This is a genomic window from Rothia nasimurium (genome assembly GCF_035916755.1).
In the GTDB taxonomy this organism is placed as follows: domain Bacteria; phylum Actinomycetota; class Actinomycetes; order Actinomycetales; family Micrococcaceae; genus Rothia.
On record NZ_JAYWIX010000004.1, the window covers coordinates 207,108 to 222,759 of the forward strand.

Consider the following 15,652-nt stretch of genomic DNA (forward strand, 5'->3'; position numbering starts at 1 on the left):
CTAGTTAACGACAGAAAGATGCGGCCTCGATTCTTCAATCCCCAAAATGTTTCTAATCACACGAGTTTTCAATTGAAGAACATCAGCTATGTCAGAGATAGAATATTCATCCTCGAGAATACTAAACGCCTTTTTCAAAGATCGAGGCCTCTCTCCTTGAAAAAGACTGCTGGGTGGATATGATATCATTCCGTCTTTTTTCATAGTATTCACAGACATAAAACCTCTTCTTGTGGACTGCTCAGAGGAAACACCCAATTCCTTAGACCTATACAATATAGCTTCTGCAGAGACTCCCCACCTCTGAGAAAGCTGAAGAACTTTCTTCATGCTTATACGAGATGGCAGCTCGTGGATTACATGAGATTTGGGCATAAGAAATTCTGCAGCAAATCTATCTGCTTCATTCTCCTGAATTCTATCACCAGGAATAACCTCTCCATGCATTACGAGATGTCCAATTTCATGGGCAGTTGTAAATCTCTGAACATAAACATTGTCGGTCCTTCCCTTGTTAATCGAGATAATCGGCTTCCCTCCCAGCCAAACAGAGAAAGCGCCAATCTTATCCGCTTCTGGGATTTCTAGAATAGAGACAAAACCCCCATTAGTTTCAAATAAGTTGATTAGATTCTTAACAGGACCAGGCTTCACACCCCAGAAATCTCTTAGTTTTCTTGCAGATTCTTCAGGTGAGCTACCCTCAACAGGAAACCTGGGTACATTCAATATTGGGAAATCTATCTCAGACTCAAAAAAGTTTATAAGCTCCCTCAGCCATTCAATATAGGATTGAGCTTTTTTCCTGTCACGAACAGAAGTGGACCTCAGGCTCCTAAAATGAACACCATTTTCAGAAGACCTGAAAACAGGGCGCCCTAGATAGAAGTAGTCCCTTTGGACACCTAATGCATGAGAAATATTCAATATATTATCACCTGTTGGAGCAATGATTCCAGATTCAAACTGCGTTATAGCAGATGGACTAAGAGAAACTTTTTCCGCTAAGTTTTTTTTAGTCATTCCTACAGCATCCCTAGCTTGGGTTAAACGAGCTGGGTCGAACATAAAAGATTGATCATTATTCATCATTCAGCATTCTTTTTATTTTTGGATTTACGCCTAACAGGAACATCGACAGCTTCGGTATCAGCGAATGAAGCATCAGGATCCCAAACAGACTCTCTTTTGCCATTCTCAATAATTATTTCCCGTTGATTCAACATATAAACAAATTTACCAGAAGACAACAGCTCTGCTTCTCCCCATATAATTTTATGGATTGACTTTGGGTTGCTGGCGAATGCAACAATTACAACTCGATACTGACTAAAAATCTCATCACTGAAGATAAACTCATCTTCAGAGAGCTCACCTTCAGAGAGCTCACCTTCAAAACCTATCGGCAACTGCAATTGTGAAGGCTGACGTTCAGCACTGAAGAGCTTAACTCTCGCATCCGACTTAGCAAACGGCCTATCCCCAGGGTCCACACCCTGCCTATCCGAGAAACGCCAAGGGAAAATGAGATAAGGACCAATTGCGATTAGAGAATATCCAGCATTAGGTAATCTCACGACCGTCACATTGGATCGCCTCTTCGCAACCCCTAAAAACTCCTGAAGAACCTTACTCCATATCTGACCATAAACACGGCCCCCCATCATCCCCGACACCTCTTGCGCTGCAGACATATCTTCATGGGCACTCTGAATACACGCCGAAAAGTCAGGCTCATACCCCGCCAAGTATTGGTGCCAATCCCCTTTTGAAAGCTCCATACTTACTTCCTTCACGTTAAAATATCGACTTCACTTAATTCTGGCACAGAAAAGATGCACTTTTCAAGTGTAAAGGCACACCCCCACGGAATAAGGTTGCGCTACTCGCTCTGAGCCCTCTACCGGAGCATATGCAAAAGCTCGAAGTCATGGCCAAAAGGGCGAGTCTGTCACGGCCTGGCGGCCATTGGTGACCTTCTAGCACTGCTCCCTTATTCTTACTGTTGCCCAATTATCTGCCCTTGCTCTCAGCCACTGGCTTGAGCTGTGAGGGGCGGGTGCGGGGTCTTTTGGTGGCACCCTAGCGTCCTAAGATAGAAACCATGAACCCTCTCACCACCACCCTAGAAGCTGTACCCTCCCTGGAGGACTTCCTCACAGACAGACCTGCCCATGCCCAGGCTACAGAGTGGGTGGCAGATGCCCTGCAGCAGGCTATGGACGCCGGGGCCCTGGTTCCCGGCTCTAAGCTGGCAGAGGAGCACCTAGCGGGCGTGCTAGACGTTTCCCGTAATACCCTGCGGCAGGCCTTCACCATCCTGGAAGGCCAAAACCTGGTAGAACGCATCCCCAATCGGGGTGTCTTTGTGGTGTCCCCTGCTGGTGAGCAGATTCGGGAGATGTTTGTGGCGCGGTGGGCTATCCAGTCTGCCGCCATTGATTACACCCCGGCGGGGGCTATTGGGGATGCGCGGGCGGCCTTGGAGGACGCGCAGGCAGCCGAGGCACGCGGTTCAGTAGCCGGTATGGCGGGGGCTAATCAGGCCTTCCACCGGGCCCTGGTTGCAGCGGCAGGCTCTGAACGGCTGAACAGGGCAATGGCCAGTGTGCTGGCAGAGATGCGTCTGCTTTTCTTTTCCCAGGTGACGGTGCCGGGTTTTCACGCCCCCTATGTGAAGCGGAATTGTGAGCTTTTAGAGCTGGTTGAGGCGGGCCAGCGGGAGCAGGCCCAGGCCTTTCTCTGGGCTTATTTGGAGGATTCTCGCGCCTATTTTATGCAGGGTGCACAGGGCCAGGCCGGGGGCCAGGTCACCCTTTAGCGTTCTCTTTAAAGGGCCAGGCCCCGGCAGTGTTTGCCGGGGCCTGGTTCTTTTTCCGGGTTGGGGCCGGTTTAGGCACCGGCCCAGAGGGCGGCGATACCGCTGAGGGACTTGTAGCCCAGGTAGATGGTCAGCAGCCAGGAGACCCAGCCAAGAACGATCAGCCAGACGGGGTAGGCGTAGCCCTTGAGCAGGGTCTTGGCGCGGAAGGTTGCCACAAACAGCAGAACCGCAAAACCTACCGGCAGAATCAGACCGTTGACGGCACCTGCCACAATCAGCAGGGTGGCGGGGGCCTTACCCGCGGTGATGAAGACGATGGTTGAGACCACGATGAAGCCAATGGTTAGGGCGTTCTTGACGGTTACGGAAGTCTTAGCGGTGGTCAGGAAGGATACCGAGGTAAAGGCCGCGCCGATGACAGACGAGACGGCCGCACCCCAGAGAATCAGACCGAAGAGGCGGGTTCCGATCTCACCTGCTGCGATGCCGAAGGCCTGACCGGCGATGGACTTGTCGGTATCGAGGGCTACGCCGGTAGCTACCACGCCCAGAATGGCAAGGAAGAGCAGGAAGCGCATCACGCCGGTGATGATAATGCCGGTAACAGATGAACGGGAGATGTCCTTGACGTACTCGGGACCGTGGATGCCGGCGTCCAGCATGCGGTGGGCACCGGCGTAGGTGATGTAGCCGCCCACGGTGCCGCCGACCAGGGTGGTGATGACGGTGAAGTTCACTTCACTGGGAATAACGGTGTTCTTGAGGGCCTCACCGACGGGCGGGTTAGAGACAATCGCGACGTAGAGGGTTGCCAGAATCATGACGGCACCGAGCACCACGACAATGCGGTCCAGGGCGACGCCCGCTCGCTTGGAAAGGAAAACGCCGATAGCGAGGACGGCGGTGACGATACCGCCGGTGGTGGCGTCCATACCGAGCATGGAGTTGAGCCCCAGACCGCCGCCTGCGACGTTACCGACGTTGAAAACGAAGCCGCCGAGGGCTACCAGGATAGCGAGGAAGATGCCGAGGCCGGGAAGGACGGAGTTGGCAAGTTCCTGGGCTTTCATACCGGAGACACCAATGACGCGCCAGACGTTGAGCTGCACGGCAATGTCGATGAGGATCGATACCAGAATCGCGAAGGCAAAAGCCGCGCCCATCTGGTAGGTGAACTGGCCGGTCTGGGTGATGAAGCCGGGGCCGATGGCGCTGGTGGCCATGAGGAAGAGGGAGCCGAGTAGGGCTGTGCGGCGCCCCTTGGCGGCCTGGTCTTTGGGGGTGATCAGGGCGTTTGTGTCTGCCATGTCTCTCCTTAGGGGTAGGAGCACGCGACGAGGCCGTCATAGTGCGTGCTAGGTCATAGACATAGATTACACAATTGTTGAACAATCGCAAGAGAAGCCAGGCTTGGTCTCTGGGCAATACGAGGCCGCCCACCCCGGCGGCCGGCTGATCACTGGGGTGCACGGAAGGCTGAGTGCTCGGCTGCTGGCTGGGCTCAGGGCTGGGGGTATTCTCAGCTGCAGCCAGGCAATCGTCAATCGCCGCCCCACCTGCAGCAAAGACCGCGCGCTGGGTCTCGCTGTGGGCTGTGGTGCCGTCGGGCAGCTGGGCGCAGTGAGGGGGCGGACGCGGGTGCTTGGTTCTGCATTGCGGTCTTTCTAGTGTGTGCGGGGTGGGTGACGAGAAGAGCCCCATGAGTTGAGAATGATTATCATTAACGATATTCTATGTGTCGAGAAAAGCCAAACAACACACAGCTAGAAAGCACACCATGTACCAGTTCCCCCGAGCCCTCTCGGTTGCAGCCCTTTCCGTGGCCCTGCTTGCAGGCCCCCTAGCAGCCTCACCCGCAGTAGCCGAGCAGGAACGTCCTACCCCTAGTGCCAGCCAGACAGCCCCCACCGCAGGCGAAGAAGCCTCGGCACGCACCGTCCTCACCGTCGAGCACACCGATGCCCTGGCCATGGCTCTAGCCGACGGCCAGCTAGATCTCTTCACCTACGCCGACCTACCCGGCGCCCCGCACACCCGCCTTGACCCCGCCCAGACGGTCTTCAACCTGCAAGACCGCACTGAAACCAAGGTCAGCGTGCCCGCAGGGTTCGATTTTTTGGGTGCCGAGGGGTCAACCGTCTGGCTGGCACCCCAGACCCAGGTAGCCGGGGTTCTCTGGCCCGGCTGGAATACCGAGGGCATCCGCCCCGGTGAGCTGGTCAACGACACACTGACCATAGAACTCGTAAAAACCAAGGCCCCCGAGGGCGGTGCGGTCGAGGTCTTCCAGTCCTCCCCCTTCGGCACCGAGCGGGTCTTTAGCTCCCGCGAGAGCCTGTCCGCCCTACAGCAGCCGGTTGGTTCCCACGTGCACGCCAACTGGGCTTTCACCGCCACCGGTACCTATGAGCTCACTTTCCGCGCCAGTGCCACCCGGGCGGACGGCACCCCCGTCAGCGCCGAGCAGACCTACACCTTTGTGGTGGGGCAGCTCCCCGCCGAACTGGGCGGCTCAACCGAGGCCGCCCAGCCGACCGCTACTCCCTCCCCCAGCGCGGCACCCAAGATACCTTCACCTACTAACCCTGAGCCCAGCGCGCCTGCACCGGTAGAAACGACAGAGGCAGCGGCGTCCGAACCGGCAGCCCCCACCTACGCTCCCTTCAACCCGGCACCAGCCCCCGGCAGTAGCCAGGAAGGCACCAGCGCCCAGACCAGCCAGCAGCATGCGGCCCCGGCTGAGGGAGGCAGCCCCCAGGTTCACCAGGCACCGGCTACCCAAAACCCAGCTCAACCACACCCCGCCCAGCAGCACTCAGTGGCAGGCGGCAGCGGGGGCACCGCGCCCCAGCAGTGCCTGGCCACCGAGGAACTGGTAAAACCTGCCGAGCAATCCCAGCAGGGTGAGGCAGGTACGGCTAACCGGGCGTCCGCGCGCACCCTGGATAAGCCCGCCTTCACCATCCAAAAGGCCGTCAACACAAGCACCGACAAAGCCACCAGCGGCCACTTCGACTTCGGAGCGGTGCTGAGCGGCGGCAATCTCTCGGCCCAGATCAAAGACGACCGTACCTCCCCCGCCATCTGGAAGCAGTCCGATGCTCTGACCTTCGTGCTGGGTGACAGCGCCAAGACCACCATGCCCGGCGGCATGGGCCATATCGCCCCGGCCGGGGCCGAGATCTACCTAATTGGGGCAACCCAGCAGGCCACCGTACCCTGGGTCGGCTGGAACACCCAGCACCCCGAACTCGTTGCCCAGGCCTCCGGCCCAGCAACCCTCACCCTGACCGACCTGCAGGGTCCGGGTAGGCTGTCGGTCTTCCTCTCCGGCAACTTTGGATCAGCTGGAACCACCGTCTTTAACGGGGTGGGCGACTCCTTCTCGGTTCCGCTCAACACCCACCAGCACGCCAACTGGGTCTTCACCGCCCCCGGCGTTTACTCCGCGACCCTCACCTGGTCTGTGCCGCTCAAGAGCGGCGGGCAGGTTTCGGCCAGCGGCACCCTGAATTTTGAGGTGGGCGATATTGCTCGGGCTGAACAGCAGCCCCAGCAACAGGACGCCGGTAGCGGCTCTAATTCCAAGGCCCCCGCAGGTGGTGGGCAGGGCTCTGTCGATAGCACCACCGGCCTGGTCACTCGACCCGACGGTTCCCAGGTGCGCATTGTGGGTAAGACCGCCGATGGGCGCGACTGCACCCTGAGCGAGGACGAACTCGCCAAGGCCCAGCAGGCTTCAGCCCGGGGCGAGCTGGCCTACACCGGCACCTCATCAGCTGGCACCCTCGCCGCAGCCGGTGGCCTGGTCCTGCTGGCCGGGGCGGGCGTCCTGCTCTTTGCTCGCCGTCGCTCTGCCCGCCGTGCAGCGTAACCGACTACTCCGTTGTGTCCCGCTTCTGCTGACCGCCCTACTGGCCCTCACCGGTTGTGGCGGCGCAGGGGCCCGGGGGCAGGAGGGCCTGCAGGTGGTGGCATCCACTCCCATCCTGGCAGACCTGGCCACGGCCGTTGCCGGGGACAGGGCCCAGGTGACCTCCCTGGTACCAGCCGGGGCTGACCCCCACACCTACGAGCCCTCCCTGCGCGATGTTCGCGACGTAGCCTACGCCGACGTAGCCTTCACCAACGGCCTCTTGTTGGAGCAGCAGAAGCTGGTACGCACGGTTGATGCAAACCTGCCCGAGGGGGCGCTTTCGGTGGCGGTTGCCGAAGAGATTGAGAGCTACGGGGGCAGCCTGATTCCGATTGTTGAGGACGCCTCCCTCGACTCCATCTGGCTGGGCCTGCGCACTTCCGGCGCCCCGCGCGATGCCGACCTGGGTCGTGACGCCTCAGTCACTTTCAGGGCCACTGCCGCCAGCGGACCGGGCCAGCTGGCCGCCTTTATCACCGGAACCTTCGGGTCGGTTGAGAAAGTGGCGGACTCCGGTGCGGACAGCAGCACACAGGCCGGGAATCTGGGGGAAACCTCCCTACCCCTTCAGGCCCACACCCATCTTTCATGGGCATATACTCAACCAGGTATATACTCCCTGGAGCTTGAAGCTCAGGCCCGCAGTGCCGACGGCGCGGCCCTGGACGGCCTCACCGACGTCCGCCCAACCACCGTGCACTTTTCCGTCGGCATCTCACCCGACGCCCAGGCCCGCGCCCTCCAGGAAGCCACAGGTCAGCCCGTCACCGTACTCGATGCCGGGCATGCCGACCTCACCGCCCAGCTCGACACCGGCCGCCTGGTGATTCGTACCGACTCCGACGGGCAGGTAGCTGAACACGACCCCGCCACCACCGTCATTGCGGTACCCTCCCGCACCCTGCAGGAGCTCCCCACCGGGCCCCAGTACCGCTTCCTCGGTAAACCCGGCGACCAGGTCTACCTGCTGGCCCAGGCGGTGCTGGGCAAGCACGTCCACGGCGAAATCGACCCACATATCTGGCACTCGGTTCCCAACGCCATGGCCGCCACCCAGCTCATGCGCGACGCCCTGACCGCCGCCGACCCCGCCGGGGCAGCCACCTACCGGGCCAACACCGAAGCCCTGCTCACCGAACTGGCAGGCACCGACCGGGAACTCCACCGCATCTACGGCCAGCTCCCCGATGCCGCCAAGAACCTGGTCACCACCCACGACGGCTACCGCTACCTGGCCTCAACCTACGGGCTCACCGTCGCCGGCTACGTCTCCCCCGGCGCGGGCGTAGAACCCAGCATCCAGCAGCGCGAGCGCCTGCGCCGCACCATCGACGACCTGGCCGTGCCTGCCCTCTACACCGAACGCGGGTCGATGAACAGGACGCCGGTGCTCCAGCAGGTGGGCAACGAAACCGGGGTGCGGGTCTGCGAACTCTACTCTGACTCCCTCGATGCAGATGCCCCCAGCTACTCCCAGATGATGCTGTCCAACGCGCAGGCCATTACCGACTGTTCCACCTAGCCCAAGGATTTCCATGAAAGTCTCTCCCCGATTCACTACCGCCCTGGCCCTAGCAGCCCTGCTGGTGCCTGCGTCCGCTCTGACCCCCGCAGCCTACGCGGCCGAAGAGAACAAGAGCGCCGAAGAGCGCGCCCTGGAGCAAACCCTCTCTCCCGACGAGCCGGTAGTAACCGGCCAGCATGAGATTGCCGCCGGGCATGTCGATATGGGCCCGGCCTTCGTCGAGGGCTCCTGGGAACTCATGTTCCGTGACGATTCAACCACCGAGCCGGTTTGGCGCGACCCTGCCGAGGTGGTGCTGCGCGGTAACGACACTGCCATGATGGCTGTGCCCGACGACCCCCGCTACTCCTTTGTGCAGGCAGCCGCCGGTGAGCAGGTCTACGTGATCCCGCAGACCGAACTGGCCGGGGTGGTCTGGCCCGGCTGGAATACCCAGAACCCCCAGGTGGTGGAGCGCCTGGGCCGCGGCGTCACCTTCACTCTTGAAGGGGTAGAGGGCCCCGGCGGCTTCTCCATGTACCTGGAAAACGGCACCTTTGGGGCACCGGAAGTGCTATGGACCTCCGATGCCACCGACCCCCAGGACATCTTCGTTGAACCCAACGTGCACTCCCACGCTAATTGGGTCTTCACCGCCCCCGGCGCCTACTACCTGACCGTGCGCGCCCACGCTGAGCTGGCCGACGGCACCGTCGTCAGCGACACCGCCCGCCTGCTTTTCGCCGTGGGTTCTGAAGTAACGAATGAGCAGGTCTTTGCCGGGGCGGACGCCCTCGGTGCAGTTGACGAGGGCAGCCCAGCTGGCGAGAGCCAGGGGGAAGACCAGGACACGAGCGCCCAGGCCACCGAGGCGACCTCCACCGCTGCGGCGGCTGGCGATTCAAGCACCGGCAGTGAAGCAGGGAACAGCGACTCCACCCTGCCGGTTGGCCTCATCGCCGGTGGTGGTGCGGCCCTTCTGGCCCTCATCGTCGGTGGTGTCCTCATAGCCCGCCGCTCCGCAGCCGCTAAGGCTGAAGCCTTCAAAGACTCCGCCGGGGGCCGGGCATGACCGCAGTTTCCCCTCACCCGGCCCGAGAAACTCGGGTGGGGGCGTCCACACCGACCGTCACCATTAGCGGCCTGCATGCAGGCTACCCGGGGCGGCCCGTCCTGACCGGCCTCAACCTAACCCTGCACCCCGGCGAATTCGTCGGCCTGATTGGGGCGAACGGTGCAGGCAAAACTACCCTGCTGCGCTCCCTGCTCGGACTTGTGCCCATCGGTCAGGGGCAGATCGATATCCTCGGCACCCCGCCCCTCAAAGCCCGCGCCCACATCGGCTACGTGCCTCAAAAACACCTCTTCCAATGGGACTTCCCCATCACCGTCGAAAACGCCGTGATGAGCGGGCGCACCCGCGCCATCGGCTGGTTCCGCCGCCCCGGCCGCGCCGACTGGCAGGCCGTCTATTCAGCCCTTGAGAAGGCCGAACTCACCGACCTCAAAGACCGCCCCGTGGGCGAACTTTCCGGCGGGCAAAAGCAGCGAGTCCTGCTGGCTCGTGCGCTGGCGTCCGCCCCCAGGCTCCTACTGCTGGATGAACCCTTCACCGGTGTAGACGCTCCCACCCAGGACTCCCTCAACCGCCTCTACCGGTCGCTAGCCGCCGAAGGGATGACCATTCTGATGTCCACCCACGACATGGTTGCCGCCCGCGCCTGGTGCTCCCGCATCATCGGGGTGCGCGGCCACCTCGCCGTGGACGCCCCTGCTCAAGAACACAGCGTCGAAGAACTCTACGCCTTCCTGCACGGCCAGCACGAAGGGTGTGAACGAGCCCTATGATTACTCCTTTCGAATTTATCCAAGACCTTTTCAACCCTAACCTGGCTTTCCTGGCACGAGCGCTGGCGGCGGTCGTCCTAGCCTCCCTGATTACTGGGCTGGTGGGCTGCCACGTGGTCATGCGCGGCATGGTCTTCATCGGTGACGCTGTTGCCCACTCAGTTTTCCCCGGCCTGGCAGTGGCCTTTGTGGTGGGCGGATCGCTGGTGGTGGGCGGCCTGGTGGCAGGCGTCATCACCGCTATTTTGGTGGCGATTTTTAGCCAGAACCAGAAGCTCAAAGAGGACTCGGTTATCGGTATTTTCTTTGCCGGGTCCTTCGCTCTGGGTATCACCATCATTTCCTTGGCGCCGGGCTACTCGGGGTCGGTGCAGGACTTTTTGTTTGGTTCTATCGTGGGCATTTCAAACGCGGACGTCGCCCAGGCCGCGGCGATTGCGGCTGTACTGGCCCTTGTGTTGGGGCTCTTCCATAAGGAAATTGTGGCCGTATCGCTTGATAAGGAGAGTGCCAAGGCCGCGGGTCTGCCGGTGCTGGCCCTGGATATCCTGCTCTATGTGGTAGTCACAGTATCGGTTGTGATTTCTCTTCAGACCCTGGGTAATGTGCTGGTGCTAGCTCTGCTGGTGGTTCCGGCGGCGAGCGCCCGCCTGCTCTGTTCCACGCTGGGGCGCATGATGGTCTTTGCACCGGCCTTTGGGGCAGTGACATCCACGGTGGGGCTTTATCTTTCCTGGGCTTTCAACCTGCCTACCGGTGGCGTCATCGTGCTGACCATGATTGCCGGGTTCCTGATCTGTTGGGCGGTCAGTCGGGTACTTCACGGCCGCTTCCCCCTGAAAAGTGCAGCTTCCCGTTAAAAAAGTGACAGGCACGTGCACTTTTCCGGGGCATCTTCTGGGGAGATTTACCCTCTACTTGCTTTTGGCTCCTGACACCGGAAAGATAGTAAGTGAACTGTTATCAATCAAGTGAAGGAGCGCCCGTGATTTTCATTGTTGTGAAGTACCAGGTTAAGGACGGCGACCGCGAAGGCTTTTTGGCTGCTACCCGTGAGTTCACCGAAGCTACCCGCGCTGAGCCGGGCAATAAGTGGTTTGAGTGGTCACTGAGCGTTGAGGACCCCAACGAGGTTGTTCTGGTTGAGGCTTTTGAGGACGACGCCGCGGCAGCTCACGTAGAGTCAGACCACTTCGCCAAGGGACTGGAAGCTATGAAGCCCTGGCTGGCCGAGACTCCCAAGATTATTTCTCGCACGATCGACGGCAATGACTGGGATGAAATGGGAGAGCTGAAAATTTCGTAGCTTTCCCGTACCAGGACGCCGGTGGGCAGGTAGTTGCCCACCGGCGTCCTTGTTTTTGTTCTCGGTCTTGTGCCCGGGGTGTTGGGCTGGGGGTTATCTCTTGACCGATTGACTAGAATGGGTGTAGAGGTCGCCGTGGGGCGTCCTGATTTTTACTGCCTACGACCGGGGAGCCACATGACTTTGCCGAACGCCGCCCAGGCCCACCACGATGAGCATCTTGATGCCGACCATGCGTCGGTTTCGCTTGCTGTTTCTACCGTGATTTTGGCTCTGCGACGTAAGGAGGGCGAGTCTCAACATTCGCTGTGGCTGCCTCTGGTGCGTCGTTTGCGTGAGCCTTATAAGGGTCAGTGGGCTTTGCCGGGTGGCCCTCTCCAGCCCGATATGTCTCTTGAAGAGGCCGCTGGTTATACCCTTCAGCGGGCGACCGGCCTGGTGCCGGGGTATCTTGAGCAGCTCTATGCTTTTGGCGATGTTCACCGCACCCCGGATTACAAGATTATGCGTGAGGGTGGCTCTCTGCCTGTTCCCGCTGAGGAAGACCGGCATGAGCGTGTGGTGTCGGTGATTTACTGGGCGTCGATCCCCCAGACCGAGGTGAACCGAACCCGCGTGCACGAGAATATCCGCTGGTTCCCGATTGACGAGCTCCCTATCCTGGCGTTTGACCATAACGAGATCGTTGAGTACGCCCTCTACCGCCTGCAGAATAAGGTGGAGTACTCCCGCATCGCCCACTCCTTCTTGGGTGAGGAGTTCACGCTCGCCCAGCTGCGTGAGGTCTACGAAGCGATTTTAGGTCGGGCGCTTGACCCGGCGAACTTCCGCCGTCAGATTGCGGCGTCCAAGTCTATTATTGATACAGGTAAGCGTGTTGAGGGGACCCGCCACCGCCCGCCGCGTCTTTACCGTTACAATCACTCGCGTGCTTTCGCGGATCAGGGCCCTCTGGGCATGTACCGTGAGGCCGCCTATAACGCCGAACAGGGGAAGTAAATTTATGAAGCGCCTAGTGCCCTTAGTAGCAGTCACTGTGCTCGCTTTATCTGCATGCGGGTCACCCACAGAAGCAACCCCTGAAGCGAACCCCACCATTACATACACCGATGGTATGACCGCCACTGTAGTTTCCGTGGAATCGGCTAACACATTTACCGCCAATATCGATGGAGTTGAGAAAGAAGTTCGGTTAATCAACACCGCGGCTCCTTCGAGCAATGGCGTTGCTTTATCAAGCACTTGTCTCATCGATGAGTCCAAGGCTCTTCTTGCGGAGAAGCTACCCGAAGGTAGCCAGGTAACTCTGAATTTTGATGAGTCCCAGCGCGGGGCAACGGGCTACGTTGAGGCCGCCGTGTATGCGGGGGACGCTTTTATCAACCGTGATATGGCGCGGGCTGGCATGGTTGCTACCACCTTTACCAGCAATGCAGATGAGTTCTACGGCGAGATTTCTCAGGCTCAGCAGGATGCTGCCAATGAGGGTCTTGGTCTCTATTCCAAGGACATCGAATGTACCATTCCTGCTCAAATCCAGGCGCAAAAGACAGCCGTAGAGGACGCTAAAAGCTGGGAAGTGGACACATCAGCCGAAGCACCGCTAGAGCAAAAGCAACGTGAAAACGAACGCCAGGCTATCTACCGTGACGCCTCTGCGGTGTACAAGGACTTAGAAGAACAAACTAAAGCTCCCGCTCAGTGGGTAGGGTCAATCGTGACCCTAGACGCCGTGAAAGCACAGCTAAATGAACTCCGTTCACTTCTGGGCGATGACTTCTACCCTGAGAACGGCGCCAGCGTGAACCAGCAGAAGAAGGCTGAGGCTGAGGCCACCCCGGTGCGCCCGGGTTCCTAAAAGGGCTGAGCTCAGCGGACGCCGTCCCTCGCTCCCCTGCCTCTTGGCAGGCGGGTGAGAGAATCTACAGCTTCTAGGAGCTCTTTGCTACCTATTCCCTGGGCATTATTTACACTGGTGAGAGCAAAATTTAGAGGGTGAACATGCCAGTATTACAGTCCCAGGTTGCGATTAAAAGCCGGGTGCCGGCGTCCGCTCTGGTGAGAAGGACGCCGGCACCCGGCTTTTTTCCTGCACACAGGGTGCGAGAGGTTTAGGCCTCAGGAATGATGAGGCCCTTGGTCTGGGAGACTGCGCGGTCGAAGCGGGCTGCGACGTCTTCCCAGTTAACGATGTTCCAGAAGGCCTTGACATAGTCGCCCTTGACGTTCTGGTAGTCCAGGTAGAAAGCGTGCTCCCACATATCGAGCTGCAGGACGGGGATCAGGGCGACGGAGATGTTGCCCTGCTGATCGTAGAGCTGCTCGATAACCAGGCGCTTACCCACGGTGTCCCAGGCAAGGATAGCCCAGCCGGAGCCCTGGATGGTGAGGGCTACGTTCTCGAAGTGGGCGCGGAAGCCGTCGAAGGAGCCGAAGTCGTTATCGATTGCTGCTGCCAGTTCACCGACGGGCTTGTCGCCGCCCTCGGGTGAAAGGTTCTTCCAGAAGATGGAGTGGTTGGTGTGGCCACCCAGGTTGAAGGCCAGGTCCTTGGAGAGCTTGCCGATGTTGGCGAAGTCGCCCTTTTCGCGGGCTTCTTCCATCTTTTCGAGGGCGGTGTTGGCGCCGCCGACGTAGGTTGCGTGGTGCTTAGAGTGGTGCAGCTCCATGATGCGGGCTGAGATGTGGGGCTCGAGGGCTGCGTAATCGTAGTCGAGTTCAGGCAGAACGTACTTTTCTGACATGGTCATTCCTTTCGTTGAAGGCCCTTCTTTGGGTCTTTCTGGGTTTAACTCTACACACTGGGGAGCACGGGGTCACGGGAGGTTACTTGATAAGTCCCCTTGTTTAGCCCTGGGCAAAACGGTCTGAAACGGGGCAGACGGACGCCGGCAGCAGTTTTTCCACAGCTTTCCACTTAAGGGACGGGAAAGTTATCCACAGGTGGGGATAAAACTGGGGATATTCGAATTACACGGGTGGGAGTTTCGAAGATGTTCGAGGGAATGCGGGGCAGAATGGGGTAATTCGGGGGTTAGTCTTTCGAAAATACACCGGTGTTGTTCGAAAATCACACTGTTGTCACTTATCCACGGGTGTGGATAAAACCTGTGGAGAACCTGCTTCTAAGGCCTGAAACTGCGAGTTTTATGGGCTTTTCGCCGCTCTTACCCACAGGGCTGGTAGTTTTTCCGCCTTTTAAGTGGATATTGTTCACAGACTTATCCACAGTTGGGGATAAAAGGCGAAAAAGCACCCAAAATCGCCCCAAAACCCCCTGTAACCAGCCTTAAAGCAGCACGCCTGCGGGCTGCGTCCGCATTTTGCTGGGGATAAAACCTGTGGATAAACAAGAGCTCCACCCCCACGTATCGGGGGCGGAGCTCTAGCAGTTTTTGTTATTAAAACCTGGGGCAGAGCCCGACTGGCAGCCTACTCTTCATCAAAGAGTTCAACGTTACGCACGTTGATAATTTCGCTGGGCTTGTCGCCCAATACTGACTCGCCAATCTTGGCCAGGGACTTCACCTGGCGGGCGTTGAGCTGGTCAAAGATAATACGGCGGACGGCTTCAACGTGGCCGGGAGCAGCCTCCTGGACCTTGGCCAGACCGCCGGGTAATAGGTGGCAGATAGAGACGCGGCGGTCCTTGGCCCAGATACTACGTTCCACAAAGTTGTCTTTCTCCAGACGAGTTACCACACGTGAAAGACGGGGTAGCAGGGTGTTGGTCTGCTTAGCAAGGTCAGTCATGGTGAGCTTATGCTGGGGGGATTCCGAGAGCATAGCGAGCACCATGTACTCCACGAAGCTGAGGCCCGAATCTTTCTGCAACTGGCTTTCAAGTTGGCCTGGCAGGTTAAACATGATGGAGGAGATAAAGAGCCAGCCCTCGCGCTCTTCTTCCGTAAGCCAGCGGGCGGTATCGTTAGCGGCTGCGGGGGTTTCTTCGCTCATGGTTCCTCTGGTCGGTACTGTGGGTAAAAGTGGGGGTTGTCTATACCTAGTCTAAGTTTCATTCGAAACAGTTTCTGCTTCTGGTGCACCCGTGTTGTTGTCTTTAACGAAAAATATCGATTATTTAGGGCCAGTTTTTGCTTCTGACTACCGAGAGATACCCCTCAAACCCCTTCTTTGCTAGCATGACTCGCTGCCAAAATTTACCCTCAGCCCCTAAATTTTCCCTAGCACCCCCTTCATTTGATAAGCTAGGCTACTAAGGTGTGCCGGGAAGACTGGTCGGCCCGCCCAACT

General features: G+C 58.9%; 14 protein-coding genes. 9 read left to right on the forward strand and 5 right to left on the reverse strand.

The genetic code is table 11. The annotated features are described in order from the left end of the window. Both VSX42_RS05935 and VSX42_RS05940 read right to left on the reverse strand, forming a co-directional pair. Positions 1-1,092, reverse strand: coding sequence for an XRE family transcriptional regulator (locus tag VSX42_RS05935; RefSeq protein ID WP_326503412.1), 1,092 nt, complete (start codon positions 1,090-1,092; stop codon positions 1-3). After that, entirely contained in the window at positions 1,089-1,781 is a 693-nt protein-coding gene (locus VSX42_RS05940) for a hypothetical protein (RefSeq protein ID WP_326503413.1), read from the reverse strand. Before VSX42_RS05940 ends, VSX42_RS05935 begins: the two co-directional genes overlap by 4 nt. Before the next feature lie 323 nt (positions 1,782-2,104). Between VSX42_RS05940 and VSX42_RS05945 the strand changes: the two genes are divergently transcribed. Beyond that, positions 2,105-2,821, forward strand: a complete 717-nt coding sequence (locus VSX42_RS05945) for a GntR family transcriptional regulator (RefSeq protein ID WP_326503414.1) — start codon at positions 2,105-2,107, stop codon at positions 2,819-2,821. A gap of 71 nt (positions 2,822-2,892) precedes the next feature. Here VSX42_RS05945 and VSX42_RS05950 read toward each other — a convergent pair whose 3' ends face one another. Continuing rightward, positions 2,893-4,131, reverse strand: a complete 1,239-nt coding sequence (locus VSX42_RS05950) for an NRAMP family divalent metal transporter (RefSeq protein ID WP_326503415.1) — start codon at positions 4,129-4,131, stop codon at positions 2,893-2,895. Positions 4,132-4,601: 470 nt separating this feature from the next. Here VSX42_RS05950 and VSX42_RS05955 point away from each other — a divergent pair, with 470 nt between their 5' ends. From VSX42_RS05955 to VSX42_RS05990, 8 genes are all read left to right on the forward strand, one after another. Further along, entirely contained in the window at positions 4,602-6,698 is a 2,097-nt protein-coding gene (locus VSX42_RS05955) for a TIGR03773 family transporter-associated surface protein (RefSeq protein ID WP_326503416.1), read from the forward strand. Then, positions 6,664-8,262: an anchored repeat ABC transporter, substrate-binding protein gene (locus tag VSX42_RS05960; RefSeq protein ID WP_326503417.1), complete on the forward strand. Its 1,599-nt coding sequence runs from the start codon at positions 6,664-6,666 to the stop codon at positions 8,260-8,262. Before VSX42_RS05955 ends, VSX42_RS05960 begins: the two co-directional genes overlap by 35 nt. Positions 8,263-8,275: 13 nt before the next feature. Then, positions 8,276-9,316: a choice-of-anchor M domain-containing protein gene (locus tag VSX42_RS05965; protein ID WP_326503418.1), complete on the forward strand. Its 1,041-nt coding sequence runs from the start codon at positions 8,276-8,278 to the stop codon at positions 9,314-9,316. Next, positions 9,313-10,092 (forward strand): anchored repeat-type ABC transporter ATP-binding subunit, encoded by a 780-nt coding sequence (locus VSX42_RS05970; RefSeq protein WP_326503419.1) that lies wholly within the window; start codon positions 9,313-9,315, stop codon positions 10,090-10,092. The genes VSX42_RS05965 and VSX42_RS05970 overlap by 4 nt, the downstream gene beginning before the upstream one ends. Continuing rightward, positions 10,089-10,952 carry an anchored repeat-type ABC transporter permease subunit gene (locus VSX42_RS05975; RefSeq protein WP_326503420.1) on the forward strand — a complete coding sequence of 288 codons (864 nt, stop codon included), beginning with the start codon at positions 10,089-10,091 and terminating at the stop codon, positions 10,950-10,952. Before VSX42_RS05970 ends, VSX42_RS05975 begins: the two co-directional genes overlap by 4 nt. 125 nt (positions 10,953-11,077) lie before the next feature. Continuing rightward, entirely contained in the window at positions 11,078-11,398 is a 321-nt protein-coding gene (locus tag VSX42_RS05980; protein WP_237222845.1) for a putative quinol monooxygenase, read from the forward strand. A 177-nt stretch (positions 11,399-11,575) separates the two neighbouring features. After that, complete coding sequence (locus VSX42_RS05985) at positions 11,576-12,397, forward strand: NUDIX hydrolase (RefSeq protein ID WP_326503421.1); 822 nt, start codon at positions 11,576-11,578, stop codon at positions 12,395-12,397. A gap of 115 nt (positions 12,398-12,512) precedes the next feature. Beyond that, the gene (locus VSX42_RS05990; protein WP_326503422.1) at positions 12,513-13,256 is read left to right on the forward strand and encodes a thermonuclease family protein; all 744 of its coding nucleotides are present in this window, start codon (positions 12,513-12,515) and stop codon (positions 13,254-13,256) included. 253 nt (positions 13,257-13,509) lie between these two features. Here the strand turns inward: VSX42_RS05990 and VSX42_RS05995 are convergent, their stop codons facing one another. Both VSX42_RS05995 and VSX42_RS06000 read right to left on the reverse strand, forming a co-directional pair. Continuing rightward, positions 13,510-14,142 (reverse strand): superoxide dismutase, encoded by a 633-nt coding sequence (locus tag VSX42_RS05995; RefSeq protein WP_135012588.1) that lies wholly within the window; start codon positions 14,140-14,142, stop codon positions 13,510-13,512. Positions 14,143-14,830: 688 nt separating this feature from the next. Then, positions 14,831-15,355 carry a MarR family winged helix-turn-helix transcriptional regulator gene (locus VSX42_RS06000; RefSeq protein ID WP_326503423.1) on the reverse strand — a complete coding sequence of 175 codons (525 nt, stop codon included), beginning with the start codon at positions 15,353-15,355 and terminating at the stop codon, positions 14,831-14,833. Between the last annotated feature and the right edge of the window lie 297 nt (positions 15,356-15,652).